Below are 20,106 nucleotides of genomic sequence, written 5' to 3' on the forward strand. Positions count from 1 at the left end.
CGCTTTAAAGCAACAACCGGCGCCGCCTAATAACCTGTATCCGCCGCCGGTTTTAGAAACAACTCATGCACCGGCGCGAAGTGCGCGTAGAGCGGCAGAATCGCGCCGCCCATCGCGCGTGCATCCGCGCCGATCGCGCCTTCCAGTAGTTGCGGACGCACCATGCCTTCCCATTCGAAGCGATCGAGCACGCGCTCGGTACGGCGAATGATTTCCCGCACCAGTTGCCGGTCGAATTCACCGTCTATCACCACGGCGTCGAGGTCGAGCAACGCGGCCGCATTGGTCAGTGCGTTGGCCATCGCGGGGCATGCGCTATCGAGCCACTGTTCGGTATGCCGCCACAGGTCCGGCGACAGCGCACGATGGTCATGCGCGGCGGCCGCCGGTGCGCCCGCGTCGCTCAACAGTTTTTCCAGCACGAAACCCGACGCGGCATGCAACAGTTGCCGTGCGGGCTTGCGCGCACCGCTGCCACTGCCGCCACTACCCGCCCCGCCGCCGAGCGGAATCGACCCGACCGCCCCGGCGTTATCGTGCGGACCGCCGTGCAAGCGTCCGTCGATCACGAGCCCGCCGCCAATGAACGTGCCCACGAACAGATACAGAAAATTGTGAATGCCACGGCCTTGGCCCATTACGAGTTCGGCGGCGCAGGCGGCCGTGGTGTCCTTCGCGAACTCGACGGGTAAGCCCGTCATCGCGCCGATGCGCGCGCGCAGATCGATCTCGTGCCAGGCGTCCAGCGCGTCGGGCGGTGCGCCGAGAAAATCGCGCCAGCCGCCGAGCCACAGCGGCGCCGCCACACCCACGCCGACCACCTTGCCGGCTTTCGCGCCGAGTGTCTGGTTCACGCGCGCCAGTTTGCTTTCGAGCGCTGGAAACAGGGTGCGCGGATCGGGGTACGCATACTCGAACACATCGCGGCACACCACGTGGCCCGCGAAATCCATCGCCAGCACGTCGAGACTGCGGCGTCCCACCTTGATGCCGATGGTGTACGCGCCGTCCGCACGCAACGCGATCGGCACGGACGGCTGACCGATCCGTCCGCGCACGCGCGCGTGCTTTTCGAGCAGACCGTCGTCGATCAGACGGTCGACGATCATCGACACCGTTTGCATCGACAGGCGCGTCAGGCGGCCCACATCGGCCTTCGGCAGCGGTCCGTGCAGACGGATCGCCTGCAACACGATCCGCTCGTTGAACTGCCGCATGCCGACCTGATTCGAGCCGACCGTGCGTTTGAGAGGCGAGCGGGCGCCGGTGGTATCCATGGCCGGAACGCCTTTCAGCAGGAGGCCGGCATCATGCGATCGCCTTGACGTCGGCTTCCTTCGCGCCCGTCATGATCGCCACGGCCTCGGACATGTGCACGTCTTTCGTATTGACGAGCGCGGCGCGCCGCCCGAGGCGCTGGATATGGATGCGGTCGGCCACCTCGAACACGTGCGGCATGTTGTGGCTGATCAGGATCACCGGCAGCCCGCGCTCGCGCACCCGGCGGATCAATTCGAGCACCATGTTGCCTTCCTTCACGCCGAGCGCGGCGGTGGGCTCGTCGAGAATCACCACGTGCCGCGCGAAAGCCGCGCTGCGCGCCACGGCCACGCCCTGGCGCTGACCGCCCGAGAGCGTTTCCACCGCCTGGCGCATCGAACGGATGCCGATCTGCAAGTCCTTCATATGCGCGGTCGCCTCTTCGAGCATGCGGCGTTTATCGATCATCTTGAAGATCGAACCGCGCCATCCCGGCTTCACCAATTCACGCGCGAGGAACAGGTTCTCGGCGATGCTCATGGCCGGCGCGACCGCGAGTTCCTGATACACGGTTTCGATGCCTTGCGCGCGCGCATCCAGCGGGCTGCGGAATTTGACCGGCTTGCCGTCGAGCAGGATCTCGCCTTCGTCCGGCACGGTGGCGCCGGAAAGCGCCTTGATCAACGACGATTTGCCCGCGCCGTTATCGCCGATCACCGCGAGAATTTCACCGGGCAGCACTTCGAAATCGCAACCGTCGAGCGCGGTCACATTGCCGTAACGTTTGACGAGACCACGCGCTTGCAGAACCGGCATGACGGGCTTCGCGGCGGAAGCAGATGTAGGGGTCGACATGACGAATATCTCCTGAGTGCTCAACCGCGACGATGAGAAAGTTTGTCCGCGGCCACCGCGAGAATCACCAGCATGCCGGTAATCAACACCTGGTAGACGGAAGACACGCCGATCAACGTCAGACCGTTGCGGAACACGCCGACGATCAACGCGCCCAGCAGCGTGCCGACAATCGAGCCGCGTCCGCCGAACAGACTCGTTCCGCCGAGCACGACCGCGGTAATGCTGTCGAGATTCTCGGTTTGCCCGGCCTGCGGATCGCCCACGCCGGTACGCGACACCGACAGCAGCGCGGCGATGCCGTAGATGGCGCCCGCCAGCGAATACACGGTCAGCAGGATCTTTTGCGACGACAGGCCCATCAGCCGTGCGGCCTCGGCGTTGTTGCCGAGCGCGTACAGATGCCGGCCGGGCACCGTGTCGCGCAGCACGAACCAGGTGGCCAGGTACATGAGCAGCGTGAGCACGGTGCCGTACGTGACATCCGCGGGGCCGAGCTTGAAGGTGTTGCCGAGGAACATGATCGCATCCGGCAGATTCGACACGCTCTCGGCGTTCGAATAGATCTGCGTGAGCGCGAAGGCGATATTCAAGGTCCCCAACGTGACGATGAACGCGGGCAGTTTGATGCGCGTGATCAGCACGCCGTTGAGCGCGCCGAACAGTGCGCTCGCCGCGATGCCGCACAGAATCGCGAGCACGGGCGGTACGCCGAGCGTGACCGCGAACTTGGTCATGATGATGGAGCCGAACGCCATCACCATGCCGCACGACAGGTCGATGCCGCCGGTCAGCACGATCAGCGTCTGGCCGATCGCGATGACGGCGACGACCATGGTCTGCTGCAAGATCAGCGAGAGGTTCTGGAACGACAGGAAGCGGCTGCTCTGCGAGATGAAGAATGCGCAGGCGAGCACCAGTGCGATCAGCGGACCGACTTCGGCGAGCGACGGCAAACGGTCGGCGAAGTGGCGCGAGTGGCCGGCAGGCGCGGAAGGAGTCGACATGATGGAGATCCTCGAAACATGAGCGTGACACACGGGCCACGCGGCAAATCCGGCGGCGGCTCGCCGGCACGATGGCGAGCCGCCGGTCCGTACGCGTTACTTGTTGCCCCAGCAGTTGTCGAGGCCGAACTTCGTGTCTTTGCTGTCGATGCCGGACATCGGCTTGTCGGTGATCAGCGTCACGCCGGTGTCCTGGTAGCCGGAGACCTTCTTGCCGGTCTTCGCGTAGTCCACGCCCGCGGTCACGCCGAGCGCGGCCATCTTCAGCGGATACTGCTGCGAGGTTGCGGCGATCGCGCCGGCCTTCACGTTGCGCACGCCTTCGCAGCCACCGTCGATCGAGACGATCATCACGCTCTTGTCCTTGCCCGCCGCTTTCAACGCGCGATACGCGCCGGCCGCGGCTGGCTCGTTGATCGTGTAGACCACGTTGATGTCGGGCGATTTCTGCAGGCAGTTTTCCATCGCCGTCTGGCCCTTCGCCTGATCGCCGCGCGTGTCCTGACTGCAGACGATCGACGCATCGCCTTCCTTCACGCCGAAGCCTTCCAGGAAGCCGTTATGACGCAGCACGCCGACCGACACGCCGGGCGCGAGGTCGAGCGTGGCGATCTTCGCCGGCTTGCCGTTCATCGCCGCCTTCGCGTATTTGCCGATCAGCACGCCGGCCTTGAAGTTGTCGGTGGCGAAGAGTGCGTCGGTGGCGTCTTGCGGATCGGTCGGCGTGTCGAGCGCGACCACCATCACGCCGGCGGCGCGCGCTTTCTTGATGCTCGGCACGATCGCCTTGGTGTCGCTCGGCGTGATAAGAATCGCTTTCGCGCCGGCCGTGATCATGTTTTCGATTGCGGTGACCTGGCTGGCGTTGTCGCCGTCGAACTTGCCGGCGGCGGTAATCAGCTTCGCGCCGTCTTTGGCGGCGGCCGCTTCGGCGCCCTGTTTCATCTTCACGAAGAACGGATTGGTGTCGGTCTTGGTGATCAGGCCGACCACCGGCTGATCGGCCGCCTGGCTCGCGCTCGCACACCACACGGCGGATGCCGCGACGCACATCGACACGACTCTCCTGGCGACAGGATGCCTGCGGGAATTCAGATTCATGGGACGCTCCTCCGGTTATTGGCAACGATGTGATGGACTGCTGGCGGTTGCAGACGCGAACGCTGCGTGCCTGGCAACCTGGTCGGCGGGTCGGTTGACTCGCCTAAATCACTTTGGTTGATTTAGTACAGCAGGCGCGATGAAGCGCGTCAAGCAAGGAATCCAGACGAGGGATGACGCGCGCGAATCGGCGTGAAGGCCGCGAGGCTGATGAAATAAGGCTTGAGCGGCTTGCTGCGGCGCAAGATGGAGCCGCGGGACTTCGGGAAAGTCCTGGCTCGGTTGAAAGCCGGTTGAAGGCTAAAGACGGCTTGATTGGCGCACGCGTGGCGTGCGCCGCGTGGCTCGGCTACCGTCGCGGCGCGAGCGTTTGCCGTTTCGTTTCGAGCTGCGTGACGACGCGTTGCAGCGTCCGCTCGGCAGTCCCCGGCAACGGCGCGAACTTGCAGCCGATCACATAGCGCCGGTCGCCCTTCGGCGTCACCAGTCGACGCGGTGCGACGATTTCCAGGTCGAGGCGCAGCGCGCCGAAACCGCCGAGTTGCAAGGTGACGTCGCGCAAAACCGTGCCCGCATCGAGCGAACCGAAGCGTTCGTCGGCGGTATTCAACGCGATGCCGCCTAGCGACAGATCTTGCAACTCCAGCCGGAACGAGCCGCCGTCCACGTAAGCGCCGCTTGCCGTGTACGGATCGAGCACGGGAGTCTGCACACGGAAAAACTCGCGCCGTTGCACGTAGTAGAGCAGCGCCGGAAAGGCGGCCTCGAAAGCGGGCAGGCCGTCGAACACGATCGGCATGGCGTTGAGCGTCGTGAACTCGGTGCGGATGCCGCCCGGCAGGCTGCGGAACGTCAGTTGGCGCGCGCGCGGAAGGGCGCGATTGTCTTCGGCGACATTCCCCGCGTCGAAGATGAAGCGCGCATGGCGCGAGTCGACGTCGAGCAGTTGCGTGACGATCTGCTTGCCGCCGAATTCCACCGTCACGAAGTCCTGATTCGTCACCAGGTTGCGCAGGCAGACGGCGATTTGCAACGGATGCTGTTGCGCGAAATTCGAATCGATATCCGAAGCCCGGTTGAGTGTCGGTTCGGCGACGTCGGCGTCGAGGTGAAGATCGGCGATCATTTGAGTGTCCATGCGTGTGGTGGCCCTGGCCAGTCTTATTGCAGAGACCGTGCCAACTGCATGGAAAGCGGGGACGACAGCCGTGCAGCCTTGTGCCGCATGGCTTTGCGGCGAACGGACGTGACCGGCGTGCGCGCCGTTTGCAGCGTTCGCTACGTAACGCCCGAGCGGGCGTTACGGCCACATCAGTGCGAACGCGGCGCGCCGGTGGATGCACGCACAACCAGTTCGGGCGGCGACGAAATCCGCATCGGCACGCTTGCCGTGCCGCGTCCCGCCTGGCCATACGACGACTCGATCAACTCGCGCAACAACGACACCGCGAGACCGGCGACTTCGACGGTCGGCACGGCCACGGTAGTCAGCGCGGGACGCGATTCGCGCGCGAGCTGAATGTCGGTGATGCCGATCACAGACAAATCGTCCGGCACGTGCAGGCCGAGGTCCGCGGCGGCGTGCATCGCGCCGAGCGCGGGCAAGTCGTTCGTCGCGAAGATCGCGGTGAGTTTCGGATCCGCTTCGAGCAGCGCGCGCGCCGCGTCGTAGCCGCCTTGAATCGTATCGAGCGCATGTTTGACGCGGCTTTTCGGCGCGCCGGCCGCGTGCAGCGCATCGACAAAACCCTGGTAACGCGCGGCGTGAATCCCCGAGGCCTTGCTGCCGACAATCGCGCCGATCCGCCGATGCCCCAGCGCCAGCAGATGCGCGCCGGCCAGTTCGCCGGCCAGACGAAAATCCACCGCGACGCACGGCAATCCGGGTGGCTCGTTGGGCCGCTCCCACATGCACAGCACGACCGGTGTGCCGCGCGCCTCGGTGGTGTGCAGGTCGGCGAAATCGAGGTTCGCGTTCGTCACGAGCACGCCCTCCGAAAGCGTGCCGGCAATCTGGTCGAGATACGCGCGGCCGGTCTGCGGGTCTTCGTTGGTATTGCAAATGATCACGAAGTGGCCGCTGGTGCGCGCCGCGCGTTCGACAGCCAGCGCGAACTCCGGATAGAACGGATTGGCGATGCTCGACACCATCAGCGCGAGCGTCGGCGCGCGGCCTTCGGCGAGCGCACGGGCGGCGAGGTGCGGACGGTATCCGAGGGCGTCGACGGCAGCGAGCACCCGCTGGCGGGTTTGCTCGCCGACCCGGCCGCGATTGCGCAGCACGTTGGACACCGTGGCCGGGGTGACGCCGGCATGACGCGCGACTTCGCTGAGTGTAGGCATGGGTTTTCAATATATGGGACGGATACCCGACATTTGCATCGAGGCCAAAGGCGCGGCACCATCTATCTCATAAACAAACGATATCGGAGACAGGCAAGACCCAACGATCGCTCGCGATCGATTTTTTCGGGTTTGCTGATTAAGCGCTTAATCTCCGACTTCGAGCCGATTAAATCACGGAGTCGATGCGATGGCGAGCATTTCGTTAAGAGGCGTGCAAAAGGCGTATGGCGACGGCGCATTGGTGATCCGCGACGTCGATATCGAGATCGGCGAGAACGAGTTCTGCGTGTTTCTCGGCCCCTCCGGCTGCGGCAAGTCGACCTTGTTGCGGATGATCGCCGGCCTCGAAGACGTCACCGACGGCGACCTCTCGATCGACGGACGCCTCGTCAACGACGTGCCCGCCGCGCAACGCGGCGTGGCGATGGTGTTCCAGAGTTACGCGCTGTTTCCGCACATGACCGTGTTCGAGAACATGGCCTTCGGCCTGAAGCTCGCCAAAACCCCGAAAGACGAAATCGACCGCAAGGTGCGCGAAGCCGCACGCATCCTGCAACTGGAGGCGTTGCTCGAACGTCGGCCGAAAGCGTTGTCGGGCGGCCAGCGGCAGCGGGTGGCGATTGGCCGCGCGATCGTGCGGCAGCCCGGCGTGTTTCTGTTCGACGAGCCGCTGTCCAATCTCGATGCCACGCTGCGCGGACAGACCCGCGTCGAAATCGCGCGGCTGCATAAGCAGTTCGCCAAAGCCAGCGTGGTCTACGTGACGCACGACCAGATCGAAGCGATGACGCTTGCCGACAAGATCGTGTTGCTGCACGCCGGCAAGGACACGGAGCGCTACGGCAGCATCGCGCAGATCGGCGCGCCGCTCGAGTTGTATCACCGCCCCAAAAGCCGCTTCGTCGCGGGGTTTATCGGCTCGCCGCGTATGAATTTTCTGCCGGGACGCGTGCAGTCGATCGATTCGCAAGGGGTGCTCGTGACGCTCGACCACACCGGCGAAAACGTCCGCGTGCCGGTGAGCGGCGAAGGCTTGCAAGCCGCGCAGCCGGTCACGCTCGGCGTGCGTCCCGAGCATCTGGAGTTGCTCGATGCCGCCGCCGCCAACGACGACGCCGTGCTGACTCGCACCGTCTCGCTCATCGAGCAGCTCGGCGAACACAGCTATGTCCACCTCGATCAACCCGGCGGCGCCGTGCTGATCGCCAAGGCGCCGGGCGATACGCGCCTCGTGCCCGGCGACGAGGCGCGCTTGCGCGTGCCCCGCGCCACTTGCCATTTGTTTACCGAAGACGGCTTTGCCGCCGCTTCGCTCGAATCCGTCGAACACTACGCATAGAGGACATTCGGATGCGCCTTGGAGTCTGTTATTACCCGGAACACTGGCCGGAGTCGATGTGGGAAGACGACGCTCGCCGGATGAAAGCCCTTGGCATCGAACAGGTGCGGATCGCCGAATTCGCGTGGAGCCGCATCGAACCCACGCCCGGCGAATACGATTGGGGCTGGCTGGATCGCGCGATCGACGTGCTCGGCGCGGCCGGTCTGCAGGTCGTCATGTGTACGCCGACCGCGACGCCGCCCAAGTGGCTGATCGACCGTCATCCGGATATCCTGCCGATCGGCGCGGATGGGCGTCCGCGCGCGTTCGGTTCGCGCCGTCATTACGACTTCTCGTCGCCGTCGTATTTCGTTGCATCCGAGAAGATCTGCACGGCGGTGGCCGAGCGTTACGGCAAGCATCCGGCGGTCGCGTACTGGCAAACGGATAACGAATTCGGCTGCCATCACACGGTGGTGAGTTATTCGCCGGCGGCGGTGGAGCGCTTTCGCGAATGGCTGAAGGCACGCTATCGCACCGTCGACGCGCTGAATCGCGCGTGGGGCACGGTGTTCTGGAGCATGGAGTACCGCAGCTTCGACGAGATCGACGCGCCGGTCGCGACCGTGACTGAAGCGCATCCGTCGCATCGCCTCGATTACCGGCGTTTCGCGTCCGACGAAGTCGCGCGCTATAACCGCATGCAGGTCGAGATCATTCGCGCGCATTCGCCGGGGCGGCCGGTCGCGCATAACTTCATGCAGCTCTTCACCGAGTTCGATCACTACAAGGTCGCCGCCGATCTCGACGTCGCGTCGTGGGACAGCTATCCGCTCGGCGCGCTCGAAGAGCAATGGTTCGCGCCGGACGTGAAGGCGCGCTGGCTGCGCAGCGGTCATCCCGACTTTGCGTCGTTCAATCACGACGTGTATCGCGGCATGTCGAAGTTGCCGTTCTGGGTGATGGAGCAACAGCCGGGTCCGGTGAACTGGGCGCTGTGGAATCCGGCGCCGCTGCCGGGCATGGTGCGTTTGTGGAGCTGGGAAGCGTTCGCGCACGGCGCCGGTTGCGTGTCGTATTTCCGCTGGCGTCAGGCGCCGTTCGCGCAGGAACAGATGCATGCCGGGCTGAATACGCCGGACAACCGGCTCGACGTCGGCGGTAGCGAAGCGGCGCGCGTGGCCGACGAAATTCGCACGGTGCTCGCGGCGGATGCCGACGCCAACGCCGCGATTCGTTCCACCGTTGCGCTGGTTTACGACTACGAGGCGAAGTGGCTGTTCGAGATTCATCCACAGGGAGCGGACTTTCACTATCCCCGCTTTGCGTTCGAATATTACTCGGCGCTGCGCGCGCTCGGGCTCGATGTCGATGTCGTGCCGGTCGATGCGCCGCTCGACGGTTACCGGATGATCGTCGTGCCGCCGCTGCCGGTGGTGCCGGACGATCTGGCCGCGCGGCTGGCCAGCTCGGGAGCGCAGGTGGTGTTCGGGCCGCGTAGCGGCTCCAAGACCGCGGACTTGCAGATTCCTGCCAATTTGCCGCCGGGTGCGCTGGCTTCGGTGTTGCCGCTGCGGGTCTGGCGGGTCGAATCGATGCGCCCGAACGTGACCGAAGCGGTGCGTTTGAACCAGAGCCACGAAGCGAACCACGACGATGGCGTCGCGCGGCATTGGCGCGATTTCATCGAAGCTGACACTGATGCCGACGCGAGCGCGCGTCTCGAAGTCCTCGCCCATTTCGCGGACGGCCATCCCGCCTACGTACGAAGCGGTGCGTTCCACTATCTCGCGAGCCTGTTCGACGATGCGCTGACTACACGTCTCTTCGAACGGATCGCGGGCCAGGCGGGCCTCGACACGAAGCCGCTCGGCGACAGCGTCCGGATCAGCCGACGCGGCGCGCTGACCTATGTGTTCAACTACGGCGACGACGCGTACACCCTCGCCGATGTCGACGCACAATCCATCGTGGTCGGCGCACGTGAAATAGAACCGCAAGGCGTGGCCGTCTACCGATCGACCACGAAGACGTAATACGCACGAGTACCGCTGACCGGCAGGATTCCACGCAGTAAATACAACGACGCAAAATCAAGGCAAAAAAGGAGACAGGCAACATGAAGCTGAAACCACGCAAGATTCTGTTGGCACTCGCGCTGGCCGCGGCGGCTGCGGGGACGTCGGTCGTCAGTACGGCGCAGGCGGGCACACTGACGGCCAATATCGCGTTCAAGGGCGCAAGCCAGCGCGCGGTGTGGCAGTCGGTGATCGACGACTTCAAGAAGGCGCATCCCGGCATCGACGTGAAGGTGTCGTTCGTCGATGAGGAAGCGTACAAGGTCCAATTGCCCGGCTGGCTCTCGACCGTCGCGCCCGATATCGTCAACTGGCATGACGGCGAGCGCATGGCGTATTACGCGCAGCGCGGCCTGTTCGAAGACCTGAGCGGCGACTGGGCGAAGAACGGCTGGAACGACATGTATGCATCGACCAAAGAGGCGTCGTCGTATAAGGGCAAGCAGTACGCCGCGCCGACCGTGTACTACTCGTGGGGCATGTTCTATCGCAAGGATCTGTTCCAGAAGGTCGGCATTGCCGGTGAACCGAAAACGTGGGACCAGTTCCTCGACGACTGCAAGAAGCTGAAGGCCGCCGGTATCACGCCGATCGCCGTCGCGGGTCGCGATTCGTGGACGCTCGCCGGCTGGTTCGATTATCTCGACCTGCGTCTGAACGGCAATGCGTTTCACCAGAAGCTGATGGCGGGCGACATTGCGTACACCGATCCGCGCGTGAAGAAGGTCTACACGACGTGGAAGCAGTTGATCGACGCCGGCTATTTCATCGACAACTCGCTCTCGTACGACCTTGACTCGGTGCAGCCGTTCCTGTTCCAGGGCAAGGCCGCGATGATGCTGATGGGCACGTTCATTACCGCGGGTTTCCCGCCGAACGTGAAGCCGGACATGGGCTACTTCCAGTTTCCGATTATCGACGCGAAGGTGCCGACCGCCGAAGACGGGCCGGTCGAATCGCTGCATATTCCGTCGAAGGCGAAGAACAAGGCCGACGCGCACACGTTCCTCGCTTTCGTGGAAACGCCTGAGATCGGCGCGAAACTGGCGACCGGGCTCGGCTCGTTGTCGGCGAACAGCAAGTCGCCGGAGCCGGAAGATCCCATCTCCAGGATCGGTTTCCAGATTCTCGCGAATACGAAGGGCGGCATTGCGCAGTTCTACGATCGCGATATGACGAAGGAAATGGCCGACGAGGGCATGAAGGGGATGCAGCAGTTCATCTCCGATCCTTCGAAACTCGACGACGTTCTCGCGCAACTCGAGCAGACGCGTAAGCGGATCTACAAGAAGTAAGCGGTGGCGGCTGAAAGGCCGCCGTTTGTCGTGTCGAACGCACTCGTGCGTGGGACCAGAGTCGGTGTAAAAGCACGCGCTCTGGTCGACAGGAGAATGATCGTGTCGCAATCCGTCACCCGCCACACCATGGGCGGCTCTACTGAAACCGGTGGCCCCGCGGCCGGCGGTGCGACGCGCGGCGGCTCGCAGGTCGCCACGCGCCGTCGCCGGCCGTCGCCGACCGCGCGCCGGCAACGCCGCGCCGCGTTTTTGTTTCTCGCGCCCGCGTGCGTGATGGTCGCTATCTACGTGGTGTGGCCGATCCTGTCGACCATCCGCCTGAGTTTTTTCAACTGGGACGGCATGACCGAGCCGTCGTTCGTCGGCCTCGCGAATTACGTGGAGCTGTTCCACACGGCGACGTTCTACACGGCGCTGAAAAACAACCTGATCTGGCTGCTGTTGTTCCTGCTCGCCCCGCCGATGGGCCTTGCCGTCGCGCTGTACCTGAATCAGGCCGTCGCCGGCATCCGCATCGTCAAGTCGCTGTTCTTCGCGCCGTTCGTGTTGTCGGGCGTGGTGGTGGGCCTGATCTTCTCGTGGTTTTACGACCCGACCTTCGGTTTGCTCGCCGTGATTCTGGGGCACGGCGTGCCGGTGCTCGGCGATCCGCGCTATGCGACGCTCGGTATCGTGTTCGCGGCACTCTGGCCGCAAACCGCCTATTGCATGATTCTTTATCTGACCGGCCTGACGTCGCTGAACGCCGAGCAGATCGAAGCCGCGCGAATGGAAGGCGCACGCGGCTGGTCGATGCTGTGGCACGTGATCCTGCCGCAATTGCGGCCCACCACGTTCATGGCGATCGTCGTCACTATCATCGGCGCGTTGCGCAGTTTCGATCTGATCTCGGTGATGACGGGCGGCGGCCCGTTCGAGAGTTCGACCGTGCTCGCGTATTACATGTACGACCAGGCGATCAAGTACTACCGCATCGGTTATTCGGCTGCGGTGGCGGTGGTGCTGTTCGCCATCATGCTGGTGTACATCGTTTATCACTTGCGGCGGATGCTGCGCGCCGAGCAATAAGGAGCCGACCATGTTTCCGATCCCCATTGACAAATGGAAGCCGGCAACGCGCCGCGTGTACAAACTCACATTGCCGCTCGCGCTGCTGATCTGGCTGCTGCCGATGATCGCCGTACTCGTCACCTCGGTGCGTTCAACGGAAGAGTTGAGCGAAGGCAACTACTGGGGCTGGCCGAAGCACTTCGCGATGTTCGACAACTATCGCGAGGCGTTGACCACCTCGCCGATGCTGCATTACTTCTGGAATAGCGTGCTGATTACGGTGCCGGCCGTGGTGGGCTCGATCGCGCTGGCGGCCATGGCGGGATTCGCGCTGGCGATCTACCGGTTTCGCGGCAACTCGACCCTGTTCGCGACCTTCGTCGCGGGGAATTTCGTGCCGGTGCAAGTGCTGATGATTCCCGTGCGGGATCTGTCCTTACAACTTGGCCTGTTCAATACCGTCGGCGCGCTGATTCTGTTTCATGTGTCGTTCCAGACCGGCTTCTGCGCGCTGTTCCTGCGCAATTTCATCAAGCAGTTGCCGTTTGAACTGGTCGAGGCGGCGCGGATCGAGGGCGCCAATGAATGGACGGTGTTCTTCAGGATCGTGCTGCCGTTGATCCGGCCCGCGCTGGCGGCCTTGGCGATTCTGGTTTTCACGTTCGTGTGGAACGACTACTTCTGGGCGCTTTGTCTCACGCAGGGCGACGATGCCGCGCCGATTACCGTCGGCGTCGCCGCGCTGAAAGGACAGTGGACCACGGCGTGGAATCTCGTGTCGGCCGGGTCGATTCTGGCGGCGCTGCCTTCGGTCGCGATGTTTTTTGCCATGCAGAAGCATTTCGTGGCGGGTTTGACATTTGGTGCGACGAAAGGGTAGCGCGCCGCCGGCGGGGTTCCTGGTGAGGGATGGAGAAGGTTGCCCGCGCAAGCGGGCTTTTTTTCGGGCGGAAAAAAGCGGGTTCCACGGCTCGCGGTGGACGCTTTAGTTAACCGACGCTGCAACGCGGGGACAGAGTGGTATGCTCAGATGGCAGCGCCAGCATGTCATTCAACGTTAGCAGCTTCAATTCTGAGGCTGAAAAGATCAAGACAAAGAGCAACATGAGAGCCATTTCAGGGGGCATCCGCTATCTCAACCGGTTGGTGAGCGACTGCGCCAGCGTGTCGGACTACAGCATGCTGGCGGTGGGCGTGATCGGCACGGTCGGACATCCGGTGTACTGGCTGTGGTGGACGTTCGTCGATCCCCAGCCCAATGAAAGCCTGCTGATGCGGGTTTTCGGCACCGTTTCCTGCGCGCTACTGCTATTGCGCCGTTTCTGGCCGGCGTCGATGCTGCGTTTCCTGCCGTGGTATTACTTTGTAACGGTCGCTTTTTCGCTGCCGTTCTTTTTCACGTATTACCTGCTGACCAGCCATTATTCGATGGTCTGGTCCATGGCCGAATTGGGCATGATGTTTTTCCTGATCGCCATCTTTCCGTCATTCGTTGTGTTGGCAATCAATCTGATTGCCGGCGTCGGGCTGGCCGTTCTGTGCGCCCGACTCTTCGCGCCGCAAGACGTTTATGTCGATGCGCACCTGTTTATCTATACCTATCTGCCGGTTTTTCTATTCGGTATTTTTGCCGGCGTCACGTTCAGTTACAGCAGTGTGAAAGGGGTCGTCACGCAGGCCAGGCATGGTGCGCGGCGGGCGCTCGCCGGCTCGATCGCCCATGAAATGCGCAATCCGCTCAGCCAGTTGAGGCACGTGCTGGATCGCGTGGAAGAAACGCTGCCTGCCGCCACGGACGCGGACCCGGCGCCGGCTTTGTCGCCCGACAAGGCGGCGCTGCTGTACCGGCATCTTGCTCACGGCCAGTCGTCGGTCGATCACGGGCTGCGCATTATCGCCACCACGTTCGACGACGTCAGCGCTTCGCCCATCAGCCCGGATCAATTCACTTATGTGAGCGCCGCGGTGGCCACGCGCAGAGCGCTGGACGAGTACGGCTTCAGCGATCAAAAAGAGCGCGCCAGGGTCCGGCTGGTGGTGCTGGACGACTTCACGTTCAAGGTCGACGAGACGGTCTACCTCTTCACGCTGTTCAATCTGATCAGGAACGCGCTCCATCACATGACGGCGGATCCGGTCGCGACGCTCACGCTGACGGTCGACCGGCAATCGGTCATGGTGCACGACACCGGTCCGGGCATTGCGGCCGAGCTTCTGCCGGAGCTGTTCGAGGCGTCCCCCACCACGGACGACCCGGTGGGCACCGGCCTCGGGCTGGCCTACTGTCAGCGGGCCATGCGCGCGTTCGGCGGCACGATCGGCTGCCGTTCGGAAGTGGGCAAATTCACCCAGTTCACGCTGCAGTTTCCACTCGTCTCGGAGCGCGAACTCGCGGACCACGAGCGGCGGATTTTCGAGCGCGCCGCGCCGTTTTTCAACGGCAAGCGCATTCTCATCGTCGACGACGACGCGACGCAATGCGACCGGGTGAAACGCGCGTTGCTGAAGGTCGGCGCGGACGTGAGCGAAGCGGCCGACGGTGCAACGGCGCTGACGCGGCTGGCTCAGCCGACGCTCTTCGACCTCGTCCTCATGGACATCAACATGCCGGTTCTGGACGGCTACACGACAACCGAAAAAATCCGCGCCGACCACCAGAGTCCGAACGCCAACGTACTGATCGCGGCCTACACGGTGGAGCCGGGCAACCTCGCGCGCGTGCTGGCGCGGCGTGCCGGGATGGACGAACTGGTCAATAAAGCCACCAGCATGGTGGAGTTGATCGGCGTGCTTCAGAAGCTGTTCGAGAGCGGCAGCCGGCATCATCCGAGCCAAAGTTTCGATGGCTTTATCGGCAAGACGATTCTGGTGGCGGACGACGACGCCTACAGCCGCTCGGTGGTCAAGGGTTATCTGAAGCGATGCGGCGCGAGCGTCGTCGAGGCGGACCATGGGCGCGCGGTGCTGGCGCGTCTGAACGAAGGCGCCGCGATCGACGCCATCGTGATGGACATGAACATGCCGGGCATGGGCGGGGTGGAAGCCACCGCGTTGATTCGCGTGCGCACCGATCCGTACGCCAGCGTGCCGATCGTGGCACTGACCAGTCAGTCCGATATGGAAGCCGTGCAGCGGTGCCTCGCCGCGGGCATGAACGAGGTGATGATCAAGCCGGTGCAGATCGGCTCCCTGTACGCGTCGCTGTCCAGACAGTTTGCCCAGCACCGCGTCGCGAATGCGCCGGGCCGCGTGGAGCCTGCGCCGCTGCCGGAGGTGCGGACCGCCCAGTCCGTGCCGCTCAAGGAAGGCCCGTTGCTCGACGAGAAGCACCTGCAGGAACTGGTGGCGCTCGATCTGCTGGATCAGACGTTCCTCAACGGCATCGATCAGATTGGCTTGACGGTGGCGCGGCTCGCCGTCAGTGTCGCGGCGCGCGACCTCGCCGCCACGCATGGCGCGTTGCATATCCTGCTCGGCGTCAGCGGCAATATCGGTGCGAAGGCGCTGCATCAGTTCGTGCGGCAGATCTATCCGCGCGTGGTGGAAGGCGAGTGGCCCACCGAGACGGACTGGCTGGCGCGAGTCTGCTCGTTGAGCAATCGTTCGGCGCCGGCGTTGCAGACGTATTTTGCGTCGGTGAAAGCGCCCCGCGATCATCGGGATGCGATAAACGATTGATTGTGATTGATCGCGGGTGGACGGCCGTCCGGTCGCCATGGCGCTAGGCAAAGTCCGGCCGGGGCGTTACGCGGGCGTCTGCAGTCGGCGCAGCGTAGGGATGAGCTCGCTGGGGTCGGGCCGCCGCGTGTAGTCCGGATTCACTTCGGCGTATGCAATCGTTCCGTCCTGGCCGATCACATAGCGAGCGGGCATCGGCAGCGTCCAGCCAGGTTCGCCGTTGATGACCGGCAGATCGACGCCGAACCCACGGTAAGCCTCGATCAATTCGTCTTGCAGCCGGAATCGAATCCCGAAAGCATGTGCGGTCTCGCCGCCTTCGTCGACGAGGATCGGGTAGCTGAGTTTGTTTTCGCGCTGCGATTTAAGGCTATTCGGCGCGGTTTGCATCGAGATCGCGACGAGACTCGCCCCTTGGGCGCGCATTTCGTTCGCCGCAGCCTCGATCGCCTGCAGATCGATATTGCAGTACGGGCACCACACACCTCGGTAGAACGTGACGACCAGCGGTCCGCGTTCGAGCAGCGACGCCGATGAGACGGGTTCGCCTTCGGCATTGGACAGCGTGAAAGCGGGTGCAACGTCGCCCACTTTGAGCGCGCGCTCGGCCTGACCTGTTGCGATCAACTCGGCCGTGGTCCGGTGAAAGAGTTCAACGATATGGGGCGGTGCGACCTTGCCCTCGAAGTTCGATTTGAAGGCGTCCAGCTTCTCTTGCAGTTTCATGGTGTAGCTCCTGGGTTTTGCTCGCCGTCGATGGCGTGAAGGCATAGTGATTCATTTGCGAACCGACGGGTAGAATGGCCAGATGACTTTCAGTTATTCGCCCTGCAAATGAATGACAAGCTATCCGTTCTGCGGCTGTTCACGCGGGTTGCCCGCACGTCGAGCTTCACCAAGGCCGGACGCGAGTTGGGCATCAGTCAGCCGTCCGTGTCGCGGCAGATTTCGGAACTCGAGATCGAAGTGGGCGCCGCGCTGTTCGTGAGGACCACGCGCGCGGTGAAACTGACCCCGGCGGGCGTCGACTATCTGACACGCGTCGACGCGATTCTGGAGGCGCTCGAAGAGGCGGACCGGGTCGCGCGAGGCACGATGGAACTGCGCGGACGCCTTCGAGTGGCGCTGTCCACGAGCTTTGGCATTCGCGAGGTGATTCCACGGATCGGACGCTTCATGCAGGCGCATCCGGCACTACGCATCGACCTGCTGATGGCCGACGACCGGCAGGATCTGATTGCGGAAGGCGTGGACGTGGCGATTCGCTTCGGCACGCTTCAGGACTCGAGCGCGACGTCGAGGCTGGTGGGCCGCTCGCCGCGCATTCTCGTCGCCGCGCCGGTTTATCTGGCGCACGCGGGTCTGCCTCGGGATCCCGCGGAGCTTGGCGGGCATGCGTTTGTTTTGGGACCATCGAGTGCGGGCGCATTGGGCTCGACATTGCGCAAAGACGAGCAGCAGTTCGCCGTTCGGAGCGAGGGACGCCTGACGATTTCCGTGAACGAAGGGGCCACGGCGGCGGCCGTGGCCGGCTTGGGCATCTTGACGATCGGTCTATGGGGATGCCGAAGCGAAATCGCCGACGGGCGCCTCGTGCAGGTCCTGGCGGACTGGCAGCTCGAACCCGTCGAGGTCCACGCGGTTTTTCCGGCGAGGCGGGCAGTGCGTCCCGCCGCCCGCACATTGATCGATTACCTGGTCGATGAACTCAGGCCGATTTCAGTCGAAGGCGGCGCGCGGACGCTGGCATAGCGTCACGCGCGCAGCGGTTGATGCCGACCGACGGCGCGCGCGCGAAAGCGCACGGCATTGGCCGACCGGCCTCCTAGGCCGACGCCGTGGGCAGCTTCCAGCCCGCCCGGATGAAGTGACACGTATAGCCGCCCGGATTGCGTTCCAGATAGTCCTGGTGCTCCGGTTCGGCTTCCCAGAACGGGCCGGCCGGCACGATCTCGGTGACGGCCTTGCCGGGCCACAGATCGGAGGCGTCGACGTCCGCCACCGTTTTCAACGCCACCTGCTTCTGCTCGTCGCTGAGATAGAAGATCGCCGAGCGGTAGCTCGTGCCCACGTCGTTGCCTTGACGGTTCTTCGTGGTCGGATCGTGAATCTGAAAGAAAAACTCGAGGATCTGGCGATAGCTGATCCGGCTCGGGTCGAACACGACTTCGAGGCCTTCCGCGTGCGTGCCATGGTTGCGGTAGGTCGCGTTCGGCACGTCGCCGCCCGTGTAGCCCACCCGCGTCGACAGCACGCCGGGGTAGCGCCGCAGCAGTTCCTGCATGCCCCAGAAGCAGCCGCCGGCCAGCAGGGCGGTTTCGGTTTGCGTCGTCATTTCAATCTTCTCCTTGGATGGCGTCGCGCCACGCGGTGCGCAACACGTCGGCGAACCGGCTCGCCGTCTATCGGACGATACGATACCGGAATGGCGCCGCGCTCGCAGCGGGCCCTCAGCGTGGCTTCAGCTCAACCTCAACTCGATCTCAACGGACGCAGCGGCAAAATACACGTCGCGGCAAACAGACCGAGCGCGCCGCCGAGCAGCGTTTCCCAAGCGCGCGCGGCCAGCAGCGGCACCGAGTGCACGCCGCCGGCCGCCAGCGTGACGATCAGCGTGAACGCGAACGCCGCGCAGGCGACGTCGTAGCGATTGGGCAAGGCCATCGCGTAGATGATCATGGCGACCGCCGCCGCGCCCCAGATCAGCAGCGGCGCGTGGACGGCGAGCGGCAGGCAGGCGAGTCCGAGCGGCACGCCGATCAGGGTGCCGACGATCCGTCGGCGCACCCGCGTTATCGTGCCGCTCGCGGAACCTGCGACAACGTAGGTACACGCGGTAATCGCCCACGCCGATTCCTTGAGCCCGACCCCCTCATTCAAGGCAACGACGACCAGCGAGCCGCTTGCCGCCTGCAGACCCATCACGAGTTCGGGCGAGAGCCCCCAACGGCCCGGCACGTCGACGGACGAGAGCGCGGCCGGCGCAGGATGCTCAGCCGGACCGCTGAGCAGGCGTGGCACGATCGACGCCAGCATCGCGATCAGTCCGGCGACGGCGACCACGGTGAGATCGATAGGCGTGAGGCGGGCGCCGTAGGCCAGCAGTTGGCCGATGTAGATTTGCGAGCCCACGCCCGCTCCAAGGATGCCGAAACGCTTCAGATAACCGACGAGGAATGCGCCCGTCACGAGCGTCAATTCGGGGCCCGCCGTCGCGATGGCCCGCAGGGCCGGGGAGAGCGCGACGAATAGCGTCGCGCCAAACGCCGCAGCCGCGCACAGCACGATCAGATCCCGGCTGGATTCGGCGCGTGTGGCGCGCGCTTCCGAGACGCTCGCCCACAACGCGAAGCTGCCGGCGAGCGACCCCACCGACACCGCGCTGGGCAGGCTATGAATAATGTCCTGCAATGTGCCGAGCGCCGCCGCGATTCCGTACGCGGTGACGAGCCGCAACCCTTTGATCCGGCGGTGCGTACCCGGATCGACCTGCTCCAGCCAGCGGAGGGCGGACGCGATCAACGAGCTCAGCTCGGCGAGTCCATGCCTGATTGCTGGTAATTCTGAATACCGACCTTGTCGATCAGATCGAGATTCGTTTCGAGCCAGTCGATATGCTCTTCGGTCTCATCGAGAATATTCACGAGAATCTCGCGCGAAATGAAATCCCGCACGGATTCGCAATAGGCGATGCCTTCCTTGCAAGTGGACTGCGAGATCCGTTCGAGCTTCAGATCGCATTCGAGAATCTCCTTCGTTTCCTCGCCGATCAGCAGTTTGTGCAGGTCCTGCAAATTCGGTAGTCCGTCGAGCATGAAGATACGGTTGATCAGCAAATCGGCGTGTTTCATCTCGCCGATCGATTCGTCGTATTCGTGCTTGCCCAGTTTTTCCAATCCCCAGTGCCGATACATGCGCGCGTGCAAAAAATACTGATTGATCGCGGTCAGTTCGTTCTTGAGTTGCGAGTTCAGGTATTCGAGGACCTTTGGATCGCTTTGCATAAAGCCTCCCTGGCGGGTTCGGGAAACGTTCAGGAAGCGCCGCGGCGAGCTCGGCGCTTTATCGGTCAATCGTTCTGGTGGTGGGTCGGCGCCTGGTCTGAGGATTGC

The 20,106-nt window shown here is 63.7% G+C and carries 17 protein-coding genes; 7 read left to right on the forward strand and 10 right to left on the reverse strand.

Going from position 1 to position 20,106, the window contains the following annotated elements:
* Window positions 1–26: 26 nt before the first annotated feature.
* The 6 genes from B0G83_RS03485 to B0G83_RS03510 form a co-directional block, all read right to left on the reverse strand.
* Window positions 27–1,277, reverse strand: a complete 1,251-nt coding sequence (locus tag B0G83_RS03485) for an ROK family transcriptional regulator (protein WP_105506002.1) — start codon at window positions 1,275–1,277, stop codon at window positions 27–29.
* A 31-nt stretch (window positions 1,278–1,308) separates the two neighbouring features.
* Complete coding sequence (locus B0G83_RS03490; protein ID WP_105506003.1) at window positions 1,309–2,115, reverse strand: ATP-binding cassette domain-containing protein; 807 nt, start codon at window positions 2,113–2,115, stop codon at window positions 1,309–1,311.
* A 20-nt stretch (window positions 2,116–2,135) separates the two neighbouring features.
* Window positions 2,136–3,122 (reverse strand): ABC transporter permease, encoded by a 987-nt coding sequence (locus B0G83_RS03495; protein WP_105506004.1) that lies wholly within the window; start codon window positions 3,120–3,122, stop codon window positions 2,136–2,138.
* A gap of 96 nt (window positions 3,123–3,218) precedes the next feature.
* Window positions 3,219–4,223 carry a sugar ABC transporter substrate-binding protein gene (locus B0G83_RS03500; RefSeq protein ID WP_105506005.1) on the reverse strand — a complete coding sequence of 335 codons (1,005 nt, stop codon included), beginning with the start codon at window positions 4,221–4,223 and terminating at the stop codon, window positions 3,219–3,221.
* A 349-nt stretch (window positions 4,224–4,572) separates the two neighbouring features.
* Complete coding sequence (locus B0G83_RS03505; RefSeq protein WP_105506570.1) at window positions 4,573–5,349, reverse strand: flagellar brake protein; 777 nt, start codon at window positions 5,347–5,349, stop codon at window positions 4,573–4,575.
* A gap of 185 nt (window positions 5,350–5,534) precedes the next feature.
* Window positions 5,535–6,566, reverse strand: coding sequence for a LacI family DNA-binding transcriptional regulator (locus tag B0G83_RS03510; RefSeq protein ID WP_105506006.1), 1,032 nt, complete (start codon window positions 6,564–6,566; stop codon window positions 5,535–5,537).
* A 190-nt stretch (window positions 6,567–6,756) separates the two neighbouring features.
* Here B0G83_RS03510 and B0G83_RS03515 point away from each other — a divergent pair, with 190 nt between their 5' ends.
* From B0G83_RS03515 to B0G83_RS03540, 6 genes are all read left to right on the forward strand, one after another.
* The gene (locus B0G83_RS03515; protein ID WP_105506007.1) at window positions 6,757–7,908 is read left to right on the forward strand and encodes an ABC transporter ATP-binding protein; all 1,152 of its coding nucleotides are present in this window, start codon (window positions 6,757–6,759) and stop codon (window positions 7,906–7,908) included.
* A gap of 11 nt (window positions 7,909–7,919) precedes the next feature.
* Window positions 7,920–9,926 carry a beta-galactosidase gene (locus B0G83_RS03520; protein ID WP_105506008.1) on the forward strand — a complete coding sequence of 669 codons (2,007 nt, stop codon included), beginning with the start codon at window positions 7,920–7,922 and terminating at the stop codon, window positions 9,924–9,926.
* An 83-nt stretch (window positions 9,927–10,009) separates the two neighbouring features.
* On the forward strand, window positions 10,010–11,263 hold the full coding sequence (locus B0G83_RS03525; RefSeq protein WP_105506009.1) for an ABC transporter substrate-binding protein: 1,254 nt from the start codon (window positions 10,010–10,012) through the stop codon (window positions 11,261–11,263).
* 96 nt (window positions 11,264–11,359) lie between these two features.
* Window positions 11,360–12,334: a carbohydrate ABC transporter permease gene (locus B0G83_RS03530; protein WP_105506010.1), complete on the forward strand. Its 975-nt coding sequence runs from the start codon at window positions 11,360–11,362 to the stop codon at window positions 12,332–12,334.
* A gap of 10 nt (window positions 12,335–12,344) precedes the next feature.
* Complete coding sequence (locus B0G83_RS03535) at window positions 12,345–13,196, forward strand: carbohydrate ABC transporter permease (RefSeq protein ID WP_105506011.1); 852 nt, start codon at window positions 12,345–12,347, stop codon at window positions 13,194–13,196.
* A 224-nt stretch (window positions 13,197–13,420) separates the two neighbouring features.
* The gene (locus tag B0G83_RS03540; protein ID WP_105506012.1) at window positions 13,421–15,994 is read left to right on the forward strand and encodes a hybrid sensor histidine kinase/response regulator; all 2,574 of its coding nucleotides are present in this window, start codon (window positions 13,421–13,423) and stop codon (window positions 15,992–15,994) included.
* A gap of 66 nt (window positions 15,995–16,060) precedes the next feature.
* Here the strand turns inward: B0G83_RS03540 and B0G83_RS03545 are convergent, their stop codons facing one another.
* Window positions 16,061–16,720 (reverse strand): peroxiredoxin-like family protein, encoded by a 660-nt coding sequence (locus B0G83_RS03545; protein WP_105506013.1) that lies wholly within the window; start codon window positions 16,718–16,720, stop codon window positions 16,061–16,063.
* 108 nt (window positions 16,721–16,828) lie between these two features.
* Between B0G83_RS03545 and B0G83_RS03550 the strand changes: the two genes are divergently transcribed.
* The gene (locus B0G83_RS03550; protein WP_105506014.1) at window positions 16,829–17,746 is read left to right on the forward strand and encodes a LysR family transcriptional regulator; all 918 of its coding nucleotides are present in this window, start codon (window positions 16,829–16,831) and stop codon (window positions 17,744–17,746) included.
* A 73-nt stretch (window positions 17,747–17,819) separates the two neighbouring features.
* On the opposite strand, the gene msrA is transcribed toward B0G83_RS03550, so the two are convergent.
* From msrA to bfr, 3 genes are all read right to left on the reverse strand, one after another.
* Window positions 17,820–18,329, reverse strand: coding sequence for a peptide-methionine (S)-S-oxide reductase MsrA (gene msrA / locus B0G83_RS03555; protein ID WP_105506015.1), 510 nt, complete (start codon window positions 18,327–18,329; stop codon window positions 17,820–17,822).
* A 137-nt stretch (window positions 18,330–18,466) separates the two neighbouring features.
* Window positions 18,467–19,516: an FUSC family protein gene (locus tag B0G83_RS03560; protein ID WP_258167671.1), complete on the reverse strand. Its 1,050-nt coding sequence runs from the start codon at window positions 19,514–19,516 to the stop codon at window positions 18,467–18,469.
* Window positions 19,517–19,521: 5 nt separating this feature from the next.
* Window positions 19,522–19,998, reverse strand: a complete 477-nt coding sequence (gene bfr, locus B0G83_RS03565; RefSeq protein WP_105506017.1) for a bacterioferritin — start codon at window positions 19,996–19,998, stop codon at window positions 19,522–19,524.
* Window positions 19,999–20,106 lie beyond the last annotated feature (108 nt).

It is taken from the genome of Paraburkholderia sp. BL21I4N1 (assembly GCF_002973525.1).
Taxonomy (GTDB): domain Bacteria; phylum Pseudomonadota; class Gammaproteobacteria; order Burkholderiales; family Burkholderiaceae; genus Paraburkholderia.